Genomic DNA, 20,847 nt, shown 5'->3' with positions numbered 1-20,847 from the left:
AAAGGAGCAACCTAGCAGAATTCCGCTTGCCGCGCAACGCGCCCCGCTTTTCCGGGCAAGAGCGACCGCCGGAAGCCCCCTGACGCCCCCCCGCGTCGTTCAGGAAACTTTTCGGCCATAACGCCCACGACATTAGCCCCAGCAGCGCCGCCCCACGGGGGATTCCCCGCCTTCCGGCGAAATACGGTAAAAAAAGCCGCAGCAGCCCGGCACGGCCCTTATACTTTTGCCGTTTTTGCCGATGAAGCCCCTCTGTACGCGACGTACGCCTGCAGCCGCAGGCCGTGCCGGGACGGCGCAATTCCGTTTTAGGCCTGCAGCCCAGCGAAACAAAAAAGGCTCAGCGTCCTGGGGGCGGCGTCGGCGTGCCGCGGTTTGCAGCGCTGCCGTGGGAATGGCACAGCCTTTGCTTTGCCACGACAGAGAAAGAGAAAAGCCAATGGCCTTCGCGCGGTTTTTGCGCCGCGCAAAAAAAAGCGAGACTCCCATGCCGGACGCCAGAACCTGCAGACAACAGGCGTTGGAAAACCTCCTCCCCTTTATGCCGGAAATCCAACGCTGCCAGAGCGTCTTTGCCCAGCTGGAGCGCAAGTGGACCTGGATCGCCCTTACGGGCAAGATCAACTGCAACTCCATTGCAGCCACGCTGTTCGACTTCATCTTCAAGACCAGGGATACCTTCGCCGACCTGCGACGGAACCTGACCGCCATGCTGGCCGAAAAATTCCTGGCCAGGGCCATCCGGGAGATGGCCCCCGTGGCCCAGGTGGCCATGGACATCATCAAGCGCAACCTCTACGAGCGCACGGCCGACGTGAGCTTTCTGGCCACGGATGCGGACATTGTCCACTTTCTGTGCGACCCCAGGCCGGACGTGCCCGCCATGCGCGAACGCCTGGCCGCCTACCGCGCCAAATACTCCGTCTACCGGGACATCCTTATCCTGGATCCGGAAGGCAACGTGCGCGTGCAGCTGGACACGCTCCGGCCCGTGCGCCGTTCGCGCGACCCGCTCGTCGCCCAGACCCTGGCCGCCGCCGAGTATGTGGAAACCTTCCGCCAGACAGACCTGGCGCTGGACGGCCGCGCGGCCCTGGTCTATTCCCACGCCATCCGGGCGGAAGGCGAAGACGCGCCCCTGGGCGTGCTCTGCCTGGTGTTTGATATGGACGGCGAGACCGCGGATCTCTTTTCCGGCCTGGCCCGCTTTGCCGACGACATGGTCATCCTGCTCCTGGACGCGCAGGGCACGGCCTTTGCCAGCAGCGACCGGGCCCTGGCCCCCGTGGGCCGCACCTACCGCCCCTCTACGCCGGAAGGCTATGCTGTAACCCGCTTCGGCAGCGAAACGGGCCTGGCCGTAACCCGCCCCTCGGCGGGCTACCAGGGGTATGTGGGCCAGCCCTGGCAGGCGCATGTGCTGCGCGGGGCCTACAGCGCCTTTGCCCGGGGCGCGGAGGCGGGGCTGGACGCGGCCCTGGTGCGGCGGGAGGCCGATTTTTCCGCCCAGCTCATCAGCATTGAGGAGCAGGCCGGAGACGTGCTGGGCGATCTGACCCTGGCCGCCCAGAACGGCCAGATCATGGCCGCCCGCCAAAGCTCCAACGCCAGGGAGGAAGAACGCGGCGCAGCCCAGGCCCTGCCCCCCATTCTGGACGCCGTGCGCCAGATGGGCGGCCAGATGGAGCGCGAATTCCACTACTTCACCGACGGACTGCTCAATACCGTCACGGCCTCGCGCCTGCGCGACGCGGCCTTTCTGGCCTCCATCACCGTGGAGATCATGGACCGCAACCTCTATGAGCGCGCCAACGACTGCCGCTGGTGGGCCCTGACCCGCGACTTCCGCGCCGCGCTGTCCAAGCCTGCCCTGGACCAGCAGGACCTGCGGCAGCTGGAGGGCATCCTTGCCTACATCAACAGTTACTATACGGTGTACTCGAACCTCTTTCTGTACGACGCCCAGGGCGTGGTGCGGGCCTGCTCGCAGGAGACGGAACGCCACCGCTACGGCAATCCGATAACCGAGGACTATGTGCGCCAGACCCTAGCCCTGGACGATCCGGAAAACTACGCCGTCTCCCCCTTCCGCGCTACGGATCTTTACCGCCCCGACGGCGAACCGCGGCCCACTTATATCTACAACGCCCCGATCTTGCCCTTGCAGGGGGGACGGGCCGTGGGCGGCATCGGCATTGTTTTTGACGCCCAGCCCCAGTTCCAGGGCATGCTGCAGGAAACGCTGCCCAAGGACGAGCACGGCCAGGTGCGGCACGGTGCGGCGGCCCTGTTTGCGGACGCCGCGGGCACGGTCATCGCCTCCACCCTGCCGGAGCTGCCGGCCGGCGGCTCCTGCCGCCCGCACGAGACCTGGCAGGCCCTGAAGGAAGGGGAAAGCCGCTCCTACCTGGAATCCACGGAAGGCGTGCTCTACGCCGTGGGCTGCGCCCGCTCGCGCGGCTACCGCGAATACAAGCGCGACAACCGCTACCGCAACGACGTCTACTGCGTTATGCGTCTGCCCATCTGAGGGCGCGCCCCAGAAACCCGTCCCTTGCCGCGCCGCCGCCAGCAGCCCGGCCGGGGGCCTGCCCCTGGCGCGGGCGTCTCCGGCGCGACGGCCGGAGATTCCGGGCCTGCGGCGCGCAGACGCCTGGGCCGGTCCGGCGGCAGACTCTCTTGACGAGAACAAGTCTTCTTAGCTATTCTTCTTAGTTCAAAACGCTTGTCGCGCAGCCCAGATACAGGAACCGCCATGAACCAGAACACGCCTGACGCGCTGTTGCCGCAATGGCAACGGGTCGTCGATCTTATAGCCCATATCGCGCAGGTGCCCGTGGGGCTCATCATGGGGCTGCACCACAACGAGCTTACCGTGCTGGTCGCCAGCCAGACCGCCGGCAACCCTTACCGGGTGGGGGAAACAACGCCCCTGCCAGATTCCGGCCTTTACTGCGAGCGGGTCATCGCCGCGCAGGAGAGGCTGCTGGTGCCCAATGCGCTGCAATCCCCCCGCTGGGGCCACAATCCGGATCTCAAACATCATATGGTGGCCTACCTGGGCTTTCCCATCCGCTATCCGAACGGCAAGCCCTTCGGCACCATCTGCCTGCTGGACCGCAAGGAAAACCACTTCTCGCCGGAGATCCTTGAGCTCATCGAGCGCATGCGCGCCCTCATCGAGGGCAGCCTCAAAATGCACGATCTGCTCCACCAGAACGCCCGCAGGGTGGTCGAAATCCACGAAAAAACCCAGCGCCTGGAAAAACTCGTACAGGCGCTGGACGAAAGTGAAAAGAAGTTTCGCTTCATCACTGAAAACACGGTGGACTTCATCTGGATGCACAACGTCAGCAGGGACCGCTTCGTCTACGCGAGCCCCAGCGTCAAAGAGCTCACCGGCCTTGACAGCGCAACCCTGCTGACCCTGGATCTGAAAAAATTTGTGCCGCCGGAATTCCTGCGCGCCATGAAGCGCAAGATGACGGCGGCCGTGCGTCGGCTGCGGGAAAGCCCCGCCGCCGAAATCGTTTCGCAGAATGAAATCCAGCTCTACCGCGCGGACGGCGGCACCGTCTGGATCGAATACAAGCTCAAATACCTGATCAACAAGGGCGGCGAAATCGAAACTGTAGGCGTCAGCCGCAATATTGAGGACCGCAAGCTCAAAGAGCAGGAAATCAGCTTCCTCAGCACCCACGACTTCCTGACCAAGGTCCACAACCGGCTGTACCTCTATGCCGAGGCCCACAGGGAAATCGCCCGCTCGGACCGGACCGGCAGCCCCCTGGCCCTGCTCTTCTTTGACCTGGACGGCTTCAAGCGCGTCAACGACGAGCACGGCCACGCCGTGGGCGACGTGGTTCTGCAGCGCACCACCCAGGTCGTGGCGCAGAACCTGCGTAAATCCGACGTGCTGGCCCGCTACGGCGGCGAGGAATTCGTCATCCTTATGCCTGACATGCCCCTGGAGGCGGCCCGCAACGCAGCGGAAAGGATCCGCCGGGCCGTGGCGGCCGAACCCATGCCCAAGGGCATTCCCATGACCGTCAGCATCGGCGTGGCCGTGCGCGAACCCGGCGAAAGCCTGGACCGCTGGATCGACAGGGCGGACCGGGCTATGTACGCGGCCAAGGCCCAGGGGCGTGACCGATGTACCGTCAGCCCCCCCCGGGGCGGGGCTTTATAAGCGCACCGCCTGGGCGAAAAGGCCCGCGCAAAAGCTGGCGGCGCGCCTGCAGCCCGTTAGTAGTTGTACTTCCAGCGGAAGCCCCCCCAGGTGCCGTCCTGCTCCGTGCGCAGCTCCAGGTTAGCGCGGGAGGTCAGCTCCCACTGAATGATAAAGGCCGTGCTGCCTTCCTTCATGCCCTGCTGCACGCCCACATAAAGTTCCTCAGTCAGATATTTGCCCATTTCCACAGAAGCGCCGGCGGTCATATCCTCGCTGTTTTCGCTGGAAGCGCCGGAGCTTGACCCGCTGTCCGTATTCAGGCGCAGCACGTCCACGCCCAGGGTCTTGCGGCCGAAATCCGCCAGGCTGCCGCCCCCGCCGCCGCCAAAACCGGCCAGTTGGGCCACGGCCGCGGCCAGGCGCAGGTTCTCCAGCCGGCCCAGCTCGCTGGTGCTTTTGCCGAACAGAATCTGGGCCAGGATCTCGTCCCGCGGCACCTCCGGCTCGCTGCGCAAGGCCAGCTGCAGTTTGCGCACGGTGCCCGTAAGGGCGATATAGGCCGTGAGCTCCGGCGTCTCGTTGCTCAGGAGCAGATCCAGCATGGGATTGCCGGGCGAACCGCCCGCAAAGCTCACCCGGCCGCGCTCCAGGTTGAAATTCTTGCCCATGAAGTCCAGGCTGCCCTTGGCGGCCTCCACCTGGCCGTCCATGACCGGCGCGGCAGGCGTGCCGCCCACATGCATGTCCGCCCGCCAGAGGCTTTTCAGGCCGTAGCCCTCCACGGAGAACCGGCCGGGCATAACCAGGCGCAGGTCCAGCAGGCCAGCGCCGCCGGCCGCGGCCCGCGCCGCTTTGCCGTCCGCGGCCGCCGCCGGGGCCTGCGCCGCCGAAGCCGGGACCGGCGCGGACGCCGCACTGATGGGCAGGGTGGTCACGCTGCCCGTGACCGCCAGCTTGTTGAGCCAGACCTCGCCCTGATTCACGCGCACCTCGCCGCGCACTTCCGGAGCCGCGGCCGTGCCCGTGACCGCCACCCGGCCGGAAAGATCAATGCGCACGTCGCGCCGCCGCAAGGGCCGCAGCCGGTCCAGCGTCGTCACGATGTCGAGCCCCGCGCCGTCCAGACCGGCCTGCCCCGCAACCCGCAACGTGCCGCCCAGCCCGTCGGCGGCGGCCAGGCGCAGGCGGGCCTTGCCCGGCTTCACGCCCTGCTGCTCCAGATCCGCCTGCAGGCTGATGTCCTGCAGCTGCGCGCCCAGCTGCACGTTTTCGTAACGGCCCCCATCCATCCGCACATAGCCTTTGAGGGCCGGGGCGGCCAGGCTGCCGCCCACATCCAGATGCAGATCCAGCTGCCCGCCCAGACGCTGGTCCGCCACGGGAACCAGGCTCCAGATCGGCCCCACGGCCCCCTTCCAGCGCACCGCGCCCCGCAAGGGCCCCTGCATGTCCGGCGCGGGCACGCCGTCCGGACCGAAGTGCAGGGGCAGGCGCGCCTCCACGCGGCACTCGCTGCCGCCCAGGGCGCGCACGGTTTCCGGATCCGGCAGCAGCTTCAGGGCCAAAGCGTCCCCGCCCGCCCGCTCTATCCTGCCCGTCAGGGTCAGCCGCAGGGGCTTGAGCGGGCTGTTGGGCAGGCGCAGATCCCGCACCTCCAGGCGCAGATCCCCGCCAGGGTCGGCGGCCTTGCCGCGAAAATCCACCCGCGCCGATACCATGCCCTCGGGCAGCCCCTCCGCCAGGCTGCGCCAGGGCCGCAGGTCCAGATCTTCCAAAGTAAGCTGCGCCGCAATGCCCGCGGCGTCCTTGGCCGCCCGCCCCCGCAGTCGCCCCGAAGGGCTGAGCCGCAGGTCCAGGCCTTCCAGGCCGAACCCGGCCTCGCCGTAGCGCACGCGCAGGCCAGGCCCCACCGCAACTCCCAGATTTTTCTTTTCCAGCCGGGCCTCCAGGCGCTCCACGGCCACGCTGCCCGGCTGCCAGAGCGCCGCCACATGCGCGGCCACAGTGCCAGTGGTCTGCAGGTCCACATGCAGCGGCCCGCGCAACGAACCCGTGGCCCGCAGCCGCGCGCCCAGGCGCAGTTCCGCCTGGCGCAGCTCCGCCAGGTCCAGCTCGGCCGCCGTCCGGCCCGCTCCCCAAAGATCCGTGAGCCGCACCGCGCCCGTGAGCCCGCGCACCTGCAACGGAGCCGCGCCCGCGGCGCTGTAGGAAAGCTGCGGCACGCTCCAGGTCAGCGTCGCGTCCTGGGCCGCCGCAGCGGGCAAAGACGGCGCGGCGGATGCGGCCGCAGTTGCAGAGGCTGCGTCAGGAGCGGCTGCCGCCGCCGGTCTCGCAACGGACGCCCCCGCCCCCGACGCAGCCTGCTCCGCTGTGGGGTGCGCGGCTGCCGCCGGGGTCGTTGCGGCCCGGGAGCGCAATTGCAAAGAGAGCCCGACGTCTCCGGACAGCCGCGCGCCGGGCAGCAGAGCGGCAAGGGCCTGCCAGTCGGCCACGCGCACGGCCAGCCCACCGTCCAGAAGGGGCTGCGGAGAGCCCTCCGGCAACTGGGCCGCCAGCGCGCCCGTGACCGCCGCCCCAGCCGCCTGGGCGGAAAAATCGCGCAGCCCGGCCCGCAGCCCCGCCTGCGTGCGCGCGGCAAAAAGCACGGCGTGCGCCTGCAGAGGGTGCGCATCCAGCGCGCCGCCGAGGTCCAGGCTCAGGGCCAGCTCAGGCGCGGCATCTTCCCGGTCTGCCGGAACGGGCGCGGCGGAAGCCTCCGCGGAAGCGGCGGCCGGGCCTTCCGGCGCGGGATCGACAACGGCCGGAGCGCGTTCCGGGCTGCCGGGCGGATCAGAAGCCGGCGCGGCCGGAGTTGCTGCCGGGGCAAGGGCAACGGAAGCGGCAACCGACGGCGCGGCCTCCTCTGCCGCCGGGGTCAGCAGGGCCGTCCAGCGCAGGGGCGCGGCCTCCAGGCGCAGGGCCGCATCCGTAAGGCTGCGGCCGCCTGGGCGCACATCTGCGCCATCCAGGGTCAACAGCATGTGGGGCGCATCCAGGGGGCCCTGCACGCGCAGCTCCAGACGCAGGGGCGCGCGCAGCAAACCCACCGCCCCCGCGTTTTCTTCCTCGGCGGCCGGGGTGAGCGTTGCCGTAAGGTCTGTCTTCACCGTCAGGGTAACGTTCTTATCCTGCCGCACCGGGGTCAGGGCCGCGGTCAGTTCCACGTCCGCCGCGGCGCAGGCCGCGCCGCCCGCCGTAAAAGCCGGGCCTGAGGCCGGAGCAAGCCTGGCCGCGGACCGCAGCCGCGCGCCCGTGGCCTGCGCCGCGGCTTCCAGATGCAGATCGGCGCGCAGCATGGCCGGAACGGACGGTGCGGCCGCAACGGGGCCGTCTGCCGGGGCCGGGGTTCCCTGCGCCTGCGGCGCGGGCGCAGCGGCGGCAGGAGCGGCCGGGGCAGGGGCCGCCCCCTTTCCCGATCCGGCGTCCGGGGCCGCTGTGGCCCCCAGCAGGCTTGCGGGCAATTGTGCGTTTTCCAGGGCCACGCCTTCCAGGCGCACTTCCGGCAGCCAGCCGGGCAGGTCCGTCAGGGTGCGGGCCGTCTGCTCCAGCAGCTGCCGCAGGCCCTCCCTGGTAAGGGGAGGCGCGGGTTCCGGCGGCGGGCCGGGCGGCAGCTGCGGCAGGCGCAGCAGCGCCGCGTCCGCGACGCGCAGCTCCGCAATACGCAGCACGCCCGGCAGGGCCCGCCAATCCCAGGCAAAACGGATTTCCGGCAGCCGCAGCCAGAGGCCCCGGCCGTCGGAAAGCTCCAGCCCCAGCCGCGCCCCAAAGGGCAGCGGCCCGGAAAGATGCGTAATCCGGATGCGCAGCCCTTCCTGCACGGCAGGAGCGGACGCGCCCGCCTCAGGGGCGTTCTCAGGCGCGGCGGCTTCCTCCGACGCGGCAGGCGCGGCGGGCAAGGGCCTGTCCAGGGCGGCGTTGAGCTTTTCCACCAGCGTGTCCTGCACCGCAGGGCTGCGCAAGGCCAGCAGCAGGCCGCCGCAGGACAGGAGCAACAGCAGCGCAAGGCCCGCCAGCACGCGCCAGAGCATGCGCCACGCCCGCCGCAGGGCGCTGGGCCGCCGCGGACCGGAAGGGCCAGAAGGGCCGGAAGGCGACGACGGCTGAAGACCGCGCGCGGCGTCGGGGCCGCTCTCCGTCGGCTGCGGCATGGTGGGAAGGGAAGCCGCCATCAGAAGGTTTGTCCTATGCTTATGTAGATCTGCACGGGCGGATCGCCGGAAATGGGCTGCAAGGGCACGCCCACGTCCAGGCGCAGCGGCCCGATGGGCGTGTAGTAGCGCAGGCCCAGGCCCGTGCCCCAGTTCATGTCGCCGAGAATACGCGGCAGCTCGTCCCTATAGACCATGCCGCCGTCCAGAAAAGGCACCAGACCCACGTTTTCCGTCACCTTGAACCGGGCCTCCAGATTGACCACCTGGTAGGAACGGCCGCCCAGGGGGTCGCCCTCCCGGTCGCGCGGGCCCAGAGACTGATAGGCGTAGCCGCGCACGGAGCCCGCTCCGCCCGCAAAATAGCGCAGACTGGCGGGAATGGTGCGCAGATCCGCGCCCATAAGCCCCCCGGCCTCCACCCGGCCCGCCAGCACCAGGGCGTCGTCGGGCCGCCCCGTCTTGGTGCGGAAAGGCGCATAATAGGCGCTGCCCCCCACCACGCCGCCCAGAGCGTTGAAGGATTCCTCATAAAAGCCCGTATAGGGCGTAAAGCGGACAAAAAGCTCCGAACCGCGCGTGGGGTTGAGGATATTGTTGCGCGAATCGCGCCGCAGGCCCGCGCGCGGGCCGAAAAATCCATAGCTCTGGGCGTCGCGCTCGTTGTCCTTGATGGAGCCGCTCTCCCCGCCCAGGCCCAGGCTGCCCCACCAGTGCCGGGAAAGGCGGCGCTCCACGTCCGCCCCGGCGCTGCCGGCGATTTTTTCGTAGGCCGTGGTGTCCTCGCGCAGGGCCGAGGCGGAGCCCAGCAGGCGCTGCTCCCGGTCAAAAAAAGCCGGTTTTTCAAAAGCCGCCTTGAGGCCCTGGGTTTCAGTGGCTATGGGCGCGGTAACAGTGAGTTTCTCGCCGTTGCCGAACAGGTTGCGGTGCTGCCAGAAGCCCTCCACGCCCGGGCCCGTATCCGTGTCGTAACGGGCGCTGCCGCCCACGGAACGGAAGGGCGCTTCGGCCACCTCCACTTCCACGGGCAGCACGGCCGGGCCGTTGCCCGCCGCGGCCGCGTCCGGCTTGAGGGCCGAGGTCTGGGGGCGGGCCTCCACTGTGCGGAAGATGCCCAGGGCGCGCAGCTGGTTGGCGTAGTCCTCCACCTTGTCCGCGTTCCAGGGGTCTTCGCCCGGCAGCCAGGGGGCCAGGCGCTGCACATAGGCCGCGTTGACCTCCTCATTGCCGCGCACCGTCACCCCGCCCATAAGTGCGGGCGGCCCGGTGCGGATCACAATGCGGGCCAGCAGCTCGTGCTTTTCCTTATCCAGCGTGTAGCGGGCGTCCGCCGCCGCCAGCGGATACCCGCGCTTGCGCAGCCTTTGGGGCAGGGCCTCCACCGCCGCCAGCATGTCCTCGGCCGTCACCGGCTCGCCCACCCGCACGCCGGGCAGTACGCGGGGAAACTTGGGCGGGGGCACGGGCTCCGTCTCCAGGCCCCAGAAGCCCGTTGCGCGCACCCGGTTGCGGAAGGCCTCCGGCAGCACGGGCTCCGGCTCGTAAACCACATCCGCCGCGCCCAGCGCATAGCGCGGGCCGGGCTGCAGGGTCAGGGTCACCGTCACGGGCCTGGCGTCCTGATCCATGGCAAAGGCCGCAGCGCCTTCGTAATAACATTGGGATTGCAGCAGCTGCTCCGCCGTGTTCACGTCCAGGCGGGCGCGGCGCTCCAGGGCCAGCAGGCTGCCCGGCGGCTCCTTGGCCATCTGCTCCAGCTGGCTCAGGCCGCGCATTTTGCCGACCAGGCCGTCGGCCGCTTTGTCCGCGGCGCCCTGCACGACGATTTTGACCTTGTAAGGAATAGGCTCGCCTTCCCAGGCCACGGCGTCCTTGGGGGCCGCCCCGGCTTCGCGTCCCGCCGGGGCGTCCTCCGCGCCGGGCGCGGGATCCTTGGCCGTCAGCAGGCCGCAGCCGCTCAGGACCGGCCAGAGCAGCGCCCAGAGCAGCACCCACGCCCCCCGCGCTCGCGGCCGCGCGCCGCCGCCGTGACGGGACGGCGGAAAGGCGTGGGGGCTATAATCGCTGCGGCACAGACTCATGTGGGCTACTATACGCGCCTCCGGAGCCGCAAGCAAGAAAGATTCGCAACACCTGGACCCACTCTTGGCAAGGCAGCGCCGCTCTGGTACCACCGGACGAACGGCGGCCGCATGCCGCACCTGCAGCGCCGCAGCAAGAACTGCGGACAGCCGCGCCGCAAAGACTCTGGAGGATACGTCATGAACTGCGATCTCTGCCTGCATATGGACGCCGACGACCCGGCCATGCTGCGTCTGACGCTCAAAAACGCCGCCAACTACATGAAGGCCCTGCCGGATCAGGCCTTCCAGCTCGTGCTGGTGGCCAACGGCCCGGCGGTCCGTCAGTTTGTGACGGCCAATGCCGAGGGCGCGGCCCAAGCCGCGCCGCTCCAGGCCAAGGGGCTGCACATCCGGCTTTGCGCCAATGCCCTGGCCGACAACAAGCTCTCCCCCGAAGATCTCTGGCCCGGCTGCCAGGTGGTGCCCGCCGGCCTGGTGGAAATTGTGCGCCTGCAGCGTCAGGGCTTTGCCTACATCAAACCCTGACCGACGCGCGCCCCGCGCTCTTGGCAAACCCGCGTCCCGGCGCTACCGTATCCACGGATCCCGGACAGGGCAGGAGGAGAACAGATGAACGGTTTCGCGGAAATTCTGGACGACGTGCGCCGGCAGGTGCCCGTGGTGCACAGCATCACCAATTATGTGACAGTCAACGACTGCGCCAACGTCATTCTGGCCCTGGGCGGATCGGCCATTATGGCTGACGACGCGGACGAAGTGGAACAGATTGCGGGGCTGAGCGCGGCCCTGGTCATCAACATCGGCACGCTCAACCAGCACACGATCCCGGCCATGCTGGCCGCGGGCAAGCGGGCCAACGCCCTGGGCAGGCCCGTGGTGCTGGACCCCGTGGGCGCGGGCGCTTCGGACCTGCGCAACGACACCCTGGCCCGCCTGCTGGGCGAAGTGCGCTTTGCGGCCATCAAGGGCAACAGCGCGGAAATCCGCTTTCTGGCCGGCAGCGCCGTGGCCGCCCGGGGCGTGGACGCCGGGGGCGAAACCCTGGTCACCGAAGCCAACCTGGAAGCCAGCGCCCGCATGGCCGCAGGCCTGAGCGCCCGCACGGGCGCGGCGGTGGTGGTGAGCGGGCCCATAGACCTGGTGGCCTTTCATGACGCGGCCTGGGCCGTGCGCAACGGCGATGCCCACATGGCGGGCATTACCGGCGCGGGCTGCATGGCTGCCGCCGCCACGGGCTGCTGCCTGGGCGCCGCGCCGGACAAAGCCGCCGAGGCCTGCCTCTGCGCCATGGCCGCCATGGGCGTGGCCGGCGAAATGGCCGCGGAGCAGCTTATCCCCGCCGGAGGCGGGCTGGGCAGCTTCCGCACCCTGCTTCTGGACGCCCTGGGCCGCCTGGACGGCCCGGCCCTGGCCGCGCGCGTCCAAGTGGAATCAGTTTTTTAACAACGCCTGCCCGCGCGGGAAATAGCGCCGGGCAAGGCCCCCAAGGCCGCACCCGGCACGCCCGCGCGCCCGCCTTTACGCAAGGCCGAAAACAGCCTATAGGTAGACGAACATTTTACATCCGGGCGCGCCCGCAGTCCCAATTTCCAGCCACAGGTAGGTCATGAACCGCCCTCACGAAATTCTTACCGGTCCTTTGTGTCTTGCCCTGCTGGCCACGGCCTTCTGCGTCTGGAGCGCACTGGGCAACGAAGTCAGCATCTGCGTCACGGCCGGCTGCTCCCTGTACCAGGACAGCACCGTCGCCGGCATTCCCCTCTGGTGGCTGGGGACGGGAGCCTTCGCCGTCCTGGCGGGCCTGGCCCTGCTGGGCCTGGCCGCGGCCGGCCGGACGCTGGCGGGGATCTTTCTGCTGGGCGACATCTTTCTGCTCGCCCTCATGGCCCTTACCGCCCCTTGCGTGAGCTGCCTGGCGGTCGCCGTATTTTTTGCCCTGCTCTACCTGGGCTTCCGTCAGGCGGCCGCGGCGCGCAGCCGGAGCCCGCGGCCGGGGCGCTCCGCACTGCTGCTGCTCTGGCTGGCCCTTTTTGTGGTCAACGTAGGGGCGGTGGCCCGCACCCTGGCCCAGGTCTGGCCCATCACCGAGAACGGTGAGGAAGCCACGGTGCGCATGTTCTTTTCGCCTTCCTGCCCCAGCTGCCGCGAGGGCATCCGCATCCTTTCCGGGCATGTGGACGTGGCCTTCTACCCGGTGGCGGAAAACGAGGCCGATGTGTACAAAGCCGCCCGCATGGAAGAGCTGCTGCAGCAAGGGCAAAGCATGGCTCAGGCCCTGGAGGGCGCGCAGCAGGCGCAGCAGCCCGTCGGGCTGGCCGCCTGGCGGCCCGACCACCTCTGGCTGCGCTTTCGCCTGCTGCGCAACAAGGCGCACATTTTTCTTTCCGGCGGTCAGGCCGTGCCCTTCTTTGAATACCACGGCCTGCCCAGCATGCTGACGCGGCAGAACCGCCCCACAGGGCAGGCCGCGCCCCGCCCCCCGTTCGCACAGCCGCAGGCCGGCAACCGCCCAGCGTCGGCAGCGGAGCCGACCCTGCCCGCCGAGCTGACCCCCAGCCCGCAGATAGCGGGGCAGTGCTCCGGGCCGACGCCCTGCCCTTAGTGCAGATTAGCTTTGAGAAGAGGCGCTCTCAAAGTTTACCGCGCGCGCGTTCTGGCGCTTGCCGGCGCACATGCATGGCCTTGCGCCTGCACGGCGCGCGCCTCTCACGCGGCCTGCGGCGTTGCAACGTTGCAATGCCGCAGGCCGCCGGAAAAGCCGGGACCGGCCGTCGGCGGCAGGCTCGGCAGGCCGGAAGCGGGGCCCCGCGCGGCGTTTCAGGGTGCCCCGCGCTTGTGCCAAACGCGGCAAGGGGCTTGACGCACTTTGCGATTCCCATTTATATGAGAGAGCCTTAGACGCAAGGCTCTGAGGGGCGGCATGAAAGCAATCGACGTTTTTCGTCAGCACAAGGACGTGGTGGCGGGCCTTTGGACGGATGCGGTATTTAACACATACCCGTTTGAAACAACAGGTTTTTTGCGCACCAAGCACGATCCCTTTGGCAACCCCGTGGCCCACATGACCAAGGAAGCCGCCGCGGCCCTGTACGACGCCGTTACCGGCGAGCACGTCTCCGTGGAGCAGACCAAGAAGGCCCTGGACCGCTTCATCAAGTTGCGGGCCGTGCAAAAGTTCACGCCCAGCCAGGGCCTGGGCGTTTTCAGCATGATGAAGCCCATCCTGCGGGAGCAGGTTCTGCCCGCCCTGCTGGCGGAGGGCCTGCTGGCGGATTATCTGGAAACCGAATCGCGCGTGGACAGCCTGACCCTCCTGGCTTTTGACATGTATATGGAGGATCGGGAAATTCTCGCCCAATCGCGCATTACGGAAATACGCAACCAGTACGCCCAACTGGCGCGCTGGGCGCAAAAGCTGGAGGGCGGCTCGCCGGACGGCCCGGCGAACCCGCGCTGACCCCCCTTGCGCATGGCGCAACCCAGCACTGCAGTGCCGCGCGCAGCAAAGGCGCGGCGGCAGAGGCCCGCACGCGCGGCTGCGGCCCAAGGCCGCGTTGCCGTTTGTGCGGCGGTTGCACAGGCGGCGTTTGAAGGCGGTCCGCGCCTGGGGAAGACCTGCCGCGCCTGGGGCGCGACAGGGCAGACGCGGCACCCACGGGCACTGAGAGGCCTTTCAATGCCCGCCGCTTACCAAGCTCCGGAAGATTCTTTCCGGGGCACAAATGCTCTAGTGGAAGTGAGGTAGGGAATGTTTAATTCATTACTGCTGGTGCTGCTCATAGGAGCCGTCGCCTGGGCGGGGTCGGCCATCGGGCTGGCGGGCCTGTTCGGCGTGGCGCTGCCCTATGTGGCGGTGGTCGTGTTCATCGGCGGCATGGTCTGGCGCATGGTCTACTGGGCCAAATCGCCCGTGCCCTTCTGCATCCCCACCACAGGCGGGCAGGAGCAGTCGCTGGACTTCATCAAACAGAACAAGATCGATTGCCCCAGCAACACCTGGGGCGTGGTCAAGCGCATGTTTCTTGAAGTTTTTCTCTTTCGGTCTCTGTTCCGCAACACGCAGGCCGAAGTGCGCGAGTTTGACCCCGCCAACAACGGGCCGCGCACCATCTATTATTCCTCCAAGTGGCTGTGGGCCTTTGCCCTGCTGTTCCACTACTGTTTCCTGCTCATTTTCATCCGGCACTTCCGCTTTTTTATGGATCCCGTGCCCTCCTGTATCCGCTTTCTGGAGAGCATCGACGGCATCATGCAGGTGGGTTCGCCGCGCTTTTTCATGACCGGCGGCCTGGTGCTCGCAGCCCTGCTCTTTCTGCTGGCGCGCCGCGTGTTCAATGAGCGCCTGCGCTACCTTTCGCTCTTCAACGATTATTTCCCCCTCTGGCTGCTCATGGGCATCGTGGGCACGGGCATCTGCCTGCGTTATTTTGATAAGACCGAGATCGCCCAGGTCAAGATCTTCATCATGGGCCTCACGCACTTCACGCCCGTGAGCACCGCGGGCATCAACGCCCTGTTCTTTACCCACCTTACTCTGGTCTGCGTGCTGCTGATCTACTTCCCCTTCTCCAAGCTGGCGCACATGCCGGGCGTATTTTTCAGCCCCACGCGCAACCTGGCCAACAATTCGCGCCGGGTGCGGCACATCAACCCCTGGAATCCGCCCAAGCAGTTCTTCACCTACGCCGAGTACGAGGATACCTATCGCGACGCCATGGCCGAGGCCGGGCTGCCGCTGGAAAAGCAACCCGACAAGGCCGCCGAGTAAGGAGTCTTCACCATGGCCAAATTACCTACGCCGCAAATGCTTGTCGCCAGCCGTCCGGCTTTTCCGGACGCCCAATGGCTTGACGTCAAGCCCGAATTTACGCCGGGCAGCTACTGCTATCCGGCCAAGAAAGAAACCATGGAACTGCTGCACATGCCGCACCCCCACGACTGGGATCCTTCCGCCGAGGATTGGAACCTGCCCGAGGACTGGGAGCAGATCTTGTGCGACGCTTTTGCCGAACGCCTGGAAAAGCACCGCTCGCTCAAGCTCTTTATGGATATCTGCGTGCGCTGCGGAGCCTGTGCGGACAAGTGCCACTTCTTCCTCGGCACCAATGACCCCAAAAACATGCCCGTGCTGCGCGCGGAGCTTTTGCGCTCCCTCTACCGGCGCGACTACACCATGCTCGGCAAGCTGCTGGGCAAAAAGGTGGGCGCGCGCGGCTGGGACAAAAGCGTGGTGAAGGAGCTCTTCTACTACGCCTACCAGTGCACGGAATGCCGCCGCTGCTCCCTCTTCTGCCCCTACGGCATTGATACGGCCGAAATCACGGCCATTGTGCGCGAGCTGCTGCACGAGGTGGGCCTGGGCATCCACTGGATCATGGACCCGGTGAAAAACTGCAGCTTCACCGGCAACCACCTGGGCATCCAGCCCCACTCCTTTGTGGAAATCGTGGAAATGCTCGCCGACGACTGCGAAACCGTCTGCGGCATCCGGCCCAAAACCCCCTTCAACGAAAAGGGCCACGAAATCCTCTTCATCACGCCCTCAGGCGACGTTTTTGCGGATCCCGGCATCTACACCTTCATGGGCTATCTCATGCTCTTCCATGAGCTGGACCTGGACTACACCCTCTCCACCTACGCCTCGGAAGGCGGCAACTTCGGCTCCTTCACCACCTTCAACATGGCCAAGAAGCTCAACGCCAAGATGTACGCCGAGGCCGAGCGCCTGGGCGTCAAGTGGATTCTGGGCGGCGAGTGCGGCCACATGTGGCGCGTGATCAACCAGTATATGGATACCTACAACGGCCCCGCCCCCGCCAATATGGAGGTGCCCGTCTCCCCCATTACCGGCACGGTGTTCAAAAACGCGGCTTCCACCAAGATGGTCCACATCGCCGAATTCACGGCGGACCTCATCCACCACAACAAGCTCAAGCTGGACCCCAGCCGCAACGACCACCTCATCACCACCTTCCACGATTCCTGCAACCCGGCCAGGGCCATGGGCCTGCTGGAAGAGCCCCGCTATGTGCTCAAGGCCGTGTGCAACCACTTTGTGGAAATGCCCGAAAACACCATCCGCGAGCAAACGTTCTGCTGCGGCGCGGGTTCGGGCCTGAATACCGAAGAAATCATGGAGCTGCGCATGCGCTCCGGCATGCCCCGCGGCAATGCCCTGCGCTATGTGCAGCAGAAGTACGGCGTCAACCACATGGCCTGCGTGTGCGCCATTGACCGCGCCACCCTGCCCCCCCTGGCCAACTACTGGGCGCCCGGCGTTTCCGTAAGCGGCCTGCATGAGCTGGTGGCCAACGCCCTGGTCATGAAAGGCGAACACAAGCGCACCATGGATCTGCGCCAGGAAGACCTGCCCAATGTGGCGGAGGATGAGGACGACGCGCCTGAGACGCAGGGGGAGGGCCAATAAATGTACAACGCCAAAGCTGTCATTGTGGGGATCATCATTTTTGTGGTCCTGTTCACCTCCCCGTTCTGGGTCAGCATGCTGGGCTCCAAGTATTCCAGCACCGGCATCGTGCTGCCCAAGAATGAAAAGGAGTGCATTGAAAGCACCGCCTTCATGCGCGACCAGCACATGCGCCTGCTCAACGAATGGCGCGACGAGGCCCTGCGCAAAGAAAACCGCGTCTATGTGGCCAGCAACGGCAAAAAGTGGACCATCAGCTTGCAGAACACCTGTTTGAAATGCCATAGCAACTACAAGGAATTCTGCGAAAAGTGCCACGTGGCCAACAGCGTGGATCCTTACTGCTGGACCTGCCACATCATTCCTCAGGGGAGCAAGTAATGAACAAGAGCAGAAGAAGCTTTCTGAAAGTGGCGGGGCTTTCTGCCTTTGCCCTGAGCAGCGGGGCGGCGGCTCTGAACGCTCTGGCCGGCGACGCCCTGGCCCAGGTGGCCCCCGGACGCTACGAACGCGCGGACAAAGCCCTGCACGCCAAACGCTGGGCCATGGTTATTGACACGCGGCAGTTTGCCGGCCCTGGGGATTACGAGCCCCTCATAGAAGCCTGCCACAAGGTCCACAACGTGCCCCACATCCCGGATAACCAGAACATCAAATGGTTCTGGCTCGATTCTTTCGAGCACACCTTCCCGGATGAAATGAACGCCCACCTGGACACCAAGCGGGCCACGGCCAGTTATCCCCTTCTGTGCAACCACTGCAGCAACCCGCCCTGCGTGCGGGTTTGCCCCACCCAGGCCACCTACCAGATGGAAGACGGCATCGTGGCCATGGACTACCACCGCTGCATCGGCTGCCGCTTCTGCATGGCGGGCTGTCCTTTCGGCGCGCGCTCCTTCAACTTCAAAGACCCGCGCAAATTCCTGCCCGACCCCGTGCCCAACCCCACCTTCCCCACCCGCACCATCGGCGTGGTGGAAAAGTGCACCTTCTGCGCCGAGCGCCTGGCCGTGGGCCAGATGCCCGCCTGCGTGGAAGCCGCCAAGGGCAAAATCCTGTTCGGCGACCTGGAAGACCCCAACTCGTCGGTGCGTCAGGCCCTGGCCAACAACTACAGTATCCGCCGCAAGCCCAACCTGGGCACGCAGCCCGGCGTCTACTACCTCATCTAGGGAGAACAGGCCATGCTTGAAAAACTGCTTGACGGTCCTAAGACCTACTACGTGTGGCTGCTCTTCCTGCTCTGCGTTATTGCAGGCTGCGGCCTTGTGTACCTTGATCAGCTCCAGAACGGCCTCTCCGTCACCGGCATGAGCCGCGACGTCTCCTGGGGCCTCTACATCTCGCAGTTCACCTACTTTGTGGGCGTGGCGGCCTCGGCCGTCATGCTGGTGCTGCCCGCCTATTTCCACCACTACAAAAAATTCAAGATCATGATCATCTTCGGCGAGTTCATGGCGGTGGCCGCCGTGTGCATGTGCGCCCTCTTTATCGTGGTGGACCTGGGCCAGCCCCAGCGCATGCTCAACGTCATGATCCACCCCACGCCCAATTCCGTCATGTTTTACGACATGATGGTGCTCATCGGCTATCTGCTCCTGAACATCACCATCGGCTGGGTGACCCTGGAGGCGGAACGCCATGAGGTGGAGCCGCCCAAGTGGATCAAGCCCCTCATCTATCTTTCCATTCTCTGGGCTTTCTCCATCCACACGGTCACGGCCTTTCTCTATGCGGGCATTCCCGGCCGCCACTACTGGCTCACGGCCATCATGGCCGCGCGCTTCCTTTCCTCGGCCTTCTGCTCCGGCCCCGCCATCCTGCTGCTGCTCCTGCTGGTGCTGCGCAAACTTACGGGCTTCAACCCCGGCAAAGAGGCCACCAAAACCCTGACCACCATCATCGTTTACGCCATGTGCGTTAACGTGTTCTTCTACCTGCTGGAGCTTTTCACCTCCTTCTACAGCGGCATTCCCGGCCACGCCGAGCCCATCCGCTACCTCTTCTACGGCCACAACGGGCACCTGCCCTGGGTGAGCTACTGGATGTGGGCCGCCGTCATCATGGCCATCGGCTGCCTGGTCATCCTCATCCCGCCGCAGTGGCGCACCCACCCCGTCCTCATGCCCATCGCCCTCATCATGCTGGTGCTGGCCTCCTGGATCGACAAGGGCCTGGGCCTGCTTATCGGCGGCTTCACCCCCAATATGTTTGAATCCATCACCCCCTACATGCCCACGGCCAAAGAAATTGCCGTGGCCCTGGGCGTGTACGCCGTGGGCGCGCTGGTCCTCTCCCTGCTCTGGAAGGTGGCCCTGGGCGTCAAGCGCGAAACCGGCCACTTCTGCGGCGACTAACGCCCGCCAAGGCCGAAGGTTCTATTGTGGGGGGATGGGAACAAGTTCCCATCCCCCCACAACCATTCCTGCACCAAAGGTTTCTTCCCTGCCGCGCGTTGCGCCGACACGCCTTTTCCCGCTCCACGCTGCCGCCGCAGCCTCCTCTTGCCGCCTCTTCCCCTTGACGCCGCCACGCGCGGCCTTACTTTTTTCCCAGACGCGCCGTCCGGGTCTCCACACCGGGGCGGCGTTGTCAGACCCGTACGGGGGAGCGCAAGCATGGCAGTATCGTACAAGGATTATTACAAACTTCTGGGTGTGGAGCGGGGCGCCAAGGCCGAGGATATTTCCCGGGCCTACAAAAAGCTGGCCCGCAAATACCACCCGGACCTCAACCCCGGCGACAAGCAGGCCGAGGAAAAATTTAAGGAAATCAACGAAGCCTACGAGGTGCTCAAAGACCCGGAGAAACGCAGGCTCTACGACCAGCTGGGGCCGGACTGGCAGCACGGCCAGCAGTTTCAGGGCGAGCCGGGCTTTGAAAACGTGCATTTTACCTTCAACGGCAAAAACTTTGACGGCTCCGGCTTCTCGGACTTTTTTGAGACCCTTTTCGGCGGCGGCGCGCGCGGCCAGTTCAACGGGCGTCAGGCGGGCGGCTTCGGCCCGGACCCCTTCGGCGGCTTTTCTGCGCGCCAGCGCCGGGGCCGCGACGTGGAGGCCGAGCTGCCCCTGAGCCTGGAAGAAGTCATGCGCGGCGGCCGGCGCGCCGTCACCCTGCAGATGGCCCAGGGCCCCAAGACACTGGAGGTCAACGTGCCCTCCGGCATCCGCGAAGGCGCCAAGCTGCGCCTGGCGGGCCAGGGCGATCCCGCCCCCGGCGGCGGCACGCCCGGCGATCTCTTTTTGCGGGTGCGCTATCTGCCCCACAGCATCTTCAAAGTGGACGGCACAACCCTGCAGTGCGATGTGGCCCTGGCCCCGTGGGAAGCGGCCCTGGGCGCGCGGGTAGAGGTGCCCACCCTGGAAGGCGCGGTGGAGATGCAGATTCCCGCCGGGTCCAGCTCCGGGCGCAAATTCCGCCTGCGGGGCAAGGGCCTGGGCGGCGCCGGGCAGCGCGGCGACCTGCTGGCCAGAGTCATGATCAAAGCGCCCGCCACGCTGAGTGCGACGGAACGCGAGCTCTGGCAGAAGCTGGCGGATACATCGACCTTCAAGGCGCGGGCCTGACGGCCGGGTGGAGGGCAACATCATGAGCATGACGCCGAAAAAACCGTCCTGGCCCGTCCCTTCCGCGGTCCTGGCCTGGGAAGAATTTGTGGAAGCCACCGGCATTGCGCCGGAACGGCTGGAAGAACTGCTGAGCCTGGGCTGGATAGAAACCCGCACCAGCGCCGCCCGGCAACGCTTTTTCCGCGATGCGGACATCTACCGCGTGCGCAAGCTGGAACGCATCTGCTGCGATTTTGAGCTGCCCGTGCTGGGCGGGACCATCATCGTGGACCTGCTGGAGCGCATTGACACCCTGGAGCGCAGCGTGCGCAGCCTGCAGAAGTTTGAAGAGTAACAGGGAGACGGCTCCGGCCCCTGCACAAAAAGCCGAAGACCATCTGGCCCCCTATGATGGGGACAGCGTGTG

General features: G+C 66.6%; 15 protein-coding genes. 13 read left to right on the top strand and 2 right to left on the bottom strand.

The features are described 5' to 3' along the window. Positions 1 to 541 precede the first annotated feature (541 nt). Together BLS55_RS12050 and BLS55_RS02090 are read left to right on the top strand one after the other, a co-directional pair. Positions 542 to 2,530, top strand: coding sequence for a cache domain-containing protein (locus BLS55_RS12050; RefSeq protein ID WP_180365363.1), 1,989 nt, complete (start codon positions 542 to 544; stop codon positions 2,528 to 2,530). Positions 2,531 to 2,755: 225 nt separating this feature from the next. Continuing rightward, a complete protein-coding gene (locus BLS55_RS02090; protein ID WP_092152707.1) occupies positions 2,756 to 4,189 on the top strand; it encodes a diguanylate cyclase in 1,434 nt (477 codons plus the stop codon). A 56-nt stretch (positions 4,190 to 4,245) separates the two neighbouring features. Here BLS55_RS02090 and BLS55_RS02085 read toward each other — a convergent pair whose 3' ends face one another. Together BLS55_RS02085 and BLS55_RS02080 are read right to left on the bottom strand one after the other, a co-directional pair. Then, positions 4,246 to 8,379 carry a translocation/assembly module TamB domain-containing protein gene (locus BLS55_RS02085; RefSeq protein ID WP_180365362.1) on the bottom strand — a complete coding sequence of 1,378 codons (4,134 nt, stop codon included), beginning with the start codon at positions 8,377 to 8,379 and terminating at the stop codon, positions 4,246 to 4,248. After that, positions 8,379 to 10,349 carry an autotransporter assembly complex protein TamA gene (locus BLS55_RS02080; protein ID WP_257243099.1) on the bottom strand — a complete coding sequence of 657 codons (1,971 nt, stop codon included), beginning with the start codon at positions 10,347 to 10,349 and terminating at the stop codon, positions 8,379 to 8,381. Before BLS55_RS02080 ends, BLS55_RS02085 begins: the two co-directional genes overlap by 1 nt. 270 nt (positions 10,350 to 10,619) lie before the next feature. Between BLS55_RS02080 and BLS55_RS02075 the strand changes: the two genes are divergently transcribed. The 11 genes from BLS55_RS02075 to BLS55_RS02025 all read left to right on the top strand — a co-directional run bounded on the left by BLS55_RS02075 (position 10,620) and on the right by BLS55_RS02025 (position 20,775). Beyond that, the gene (locus BLS55_RS02075; RefSeq protein ID WP_092152704.1) at positions 10,620 to 10,967 is read left to right on the top strand and encodes a DsrE family protein; all 348 of its coding nucleotides are present in this window, start codon (positions 10,620 to 10,622) and stop codon (positions 10,965 to 10,967) included. 84 nt (positions 10,968 to 11,051) lie between these two features. Beyond that, entirely contained in the window at positions 11,052 to 11,885 is an 834-nt protein-coding gene (thiM, locus tag BLS55_RS02070; protein WP_092152703.1) for a hydroxyethylthiazole kinase, read from the top strand. A 163-nt stretch (positions 11,886 to 12,048) separates the two neighbouring features. Further along, positions 12,049 to 13,044, top strand: a complete 996-nt coding sequence (locus BLS55_RS02065) for a hypothetical protein (protein ID WP_092152702.1) — start codon at positions 12,049 to 12,051, stop codon at positions 13,042 to 13,044. Between the two features lie 318 nt (positions 13,045 to 13,362). Then, complete coding sequence (locus BLS55_RS02060) at positions 13,363 to 13,899, top strand: RsbRD N-terminal domain-containing protein (RefSeq protein WP_092152701.1); 537 nt, start codon at positions 13,363 to 13,365, stop codon at positions 13,897 to 13,899. A gap of 291 nt (positions 13,900 to 14,190) precedes the next feature. After that, on the top strand, positions 14,191 to 15,210 hold the full coding sequence (dsrM, locus tag BLS55_RS02055) for a sulfate reduction electron transfer complex DsrMKJOP subunit DsrM (RefSeq protein WP_092152700.1): 1,020 nt from the start codon (positions 14,191 to 14,193) through the stop codon (positions 15,208 to 15,210). A gap of 12 nt (positions 15,211 to 15,222) precedes the next feature. Beyond that, a complete protein-coding gene (gene dsrK / locus BLS55_RS02050) occupies positions 15,223 to 16,869 on the top strand; it encodes a sulfate reduction electron transfer complex DsrMKJOP subunit DsrK (protein WP_092152699.1) in 1,647 nt (548 codons plus the stop codon). Continuing rightward, a complete protein-coding gene (gene dsrJ, locus BLS55_RS02045) occupies positions 16,870 to 17,250 on the top strand; it encodes a sulfate reduction electron transfer complex DsrMKJOP subunit DsrJ (protein WP_092152698.1) in 381 nt (126 codons plus the stop codon). Then, positions 17,250 to 18,041 carry a sulfate reduction electron transfer complex DsrMKJOP subunit DsrO gene (dsrO, locus tag BLS55_RS02040; RefSeq protein WP_092152697.1) on the top strand — a complete coding sequence of 264 codons (792 nt, stop codon included), beginning with the start codon at positions 17,250 to 17,252 and terminating at the stop codon, positions 18,039 to 18,041. Before dsrJ ends, dsrO begins: the two co-directional genes overlap by 1 nt. 12 nt (positions 18,042 to 18,053) lie before the next feature. After that, positions 18,054 to 19,226, top strand: a complete 1,173-nt coding sequence (gene dsrP / locus BLS55_RS02035) for a sulfate reduction electron transfer complex DsrMKJOP subunit DsrP (protein ID WP_092152696.1) — start codon at positions 18,054 to 18,056, stop codon at positions 19,224 to 19,226. A 261-nt stretch (positions 19,227 to 19,487) separates the two neighbouring features. Continuing rightward, positions 19,488 to 20,438: a DnaJ C-terminal domain-containing protein gene (locus BLS55_RS02030; RefSeq protein WP_092152695.1), complete on the top strand. Its 951-nt coding sequence runs from the start codon at positions 19,488 to 19,490 to the stop codon at positions 20,436 to 20,438. Positions 20,439 to 20,460: 22 nt separating this feature from the next. Beyond that, positions 20,461 to 20,775: a chaperone modulator CbpM gene (locus tag BLS55_RS02025; protein ID WP_092152769.1), complete on the top strand. Its 315-nt coding sequence runs from the start codon at positions 20,461 to 20,463 to the stop codon at positions 20,773 to 20,775. Positions 20,776 to 20,847 lie beyond the last annotated feature (72 nt).

The sequence above is a fragment of the Desulfovibrio legallii genome (assembly GCF_900102485.1).
Classification (GTDB): domain Bacteria; phylum Desulfobacterota; class Desulfovibrionia; order Desulfovibrionales; family Desulfovibrionaceae; genus Desulfovibrio; species Desulfovibrio legallii_A.
The sequence above is the reverse complement of the archived record's forward strand: the minus strand, read 5'-3'. Positions and strand labels throughout refer to the sequence as shown.

What these genes read in the sequence shown, in the direction of transcription:
- dsrP (WP_092152696.1), top strand. Translation starts at nt 18,054, where the DNA reads ATGCTTGAAAAACTGCTTGACGGTCCTAAGACCTACTACGTGTGGCTG.
- BLS55_RS02065 (WP_092152702.1), top strand. Translation starts at nt 12,049, where the DNA reads ATGAACCGCCCTCACGAAATTCTTACCGGTCCTTTGTGTCTTGCCCTG.
- dsrK (WP_092152699.1), top strand. Translation starts at nt 15,223, where the DNA reads ATGGCCAAATTACCTACGCCGCAAATGCTTGTCGCCAGCCGTCCGGCT.
- BLS55_RS02025 (WP_092152769.1), top strand. Translation starts at nt 20,461, where the DNA reads ATGAGCATGACGCCGAAAAAACCGTCCTGGCCCGTCCCTTCCGCGGTC.
- BLS55_RS02060 (WP_092152701.1), top strand. Translation starts at nt 13,363, where the DNA reads ATGAAAGCAATCGACGTTTTTCGTCAGCACAAGGACGTGGTGGCGGGC.
- dsrJ (WP_092152698.1), top strand. Translation starts at nt 16,870, where the DNA reads ATGTACAACGCCAAAGCTGTCATTGTGGGGATCATCATTTTTGTGGTC.
- BLS55_RS02030 (WP_092152695.1), top strand. Translation starts at nt 19,488, where the DNA reads ATGGCAGTATCGTACAAGGATTATTACAAACTTCTGGGTGTGGAGCGG.
- dsrO (WP_092152697.1), top strand. Translation starts at nt 17,250, where the DNA reads ATGAACAAGAGCAGAAGAAGCTTTCTGAAAGTGGCGGGGCTTTCTGCC.
- BLS55_RS02090 (WP_092152707.1), top strand. Translation starts at nt 2,756, where the DNA reads ATGAACCAGAACACGCCTGACGCGCTGTTGCCGCAATGGCAACGGGTC.
- BLS55_RS12050 (WP_180365363.1), top strand. Translation starts at nt 542, where the DNA reads ATGCCGGAAATCCAACGCTGCCAGAGCGTCTTTGCCCAGCTGGAGCGC.
- dsrM (WP_092152700.1), top strand. Translation starts at nt 14,191, where the DNA reads ATGTTTAATTCATTACTGCTGGTGCTGCTCATAGGAGCCGTCGCCTGG.
- BLS55_RS02075 (WP_092152704.1), top strand. Translation starts at nt 10,620, where the DNA reads ATGAACTGCGATCTCTGCCTGCATATGGACGCCGACGACCCGGCCATG.
- thiM (WP_092152703.1), top strand. Translation starts at nt 11,052, where the DNA reads ATGAACGGTTTCGCGGAAATTCTGGACGACGTGCGCCGGCAGGTGCCC.
- BLS55_RS02085 (WP_180365362.1), bottom strand. Translation starts at nt 8,379, where the DNA reads ATGGCGGCTTCCCTTCCCACCATGCCGCAGCCGACGGAGAGCGGCCCC.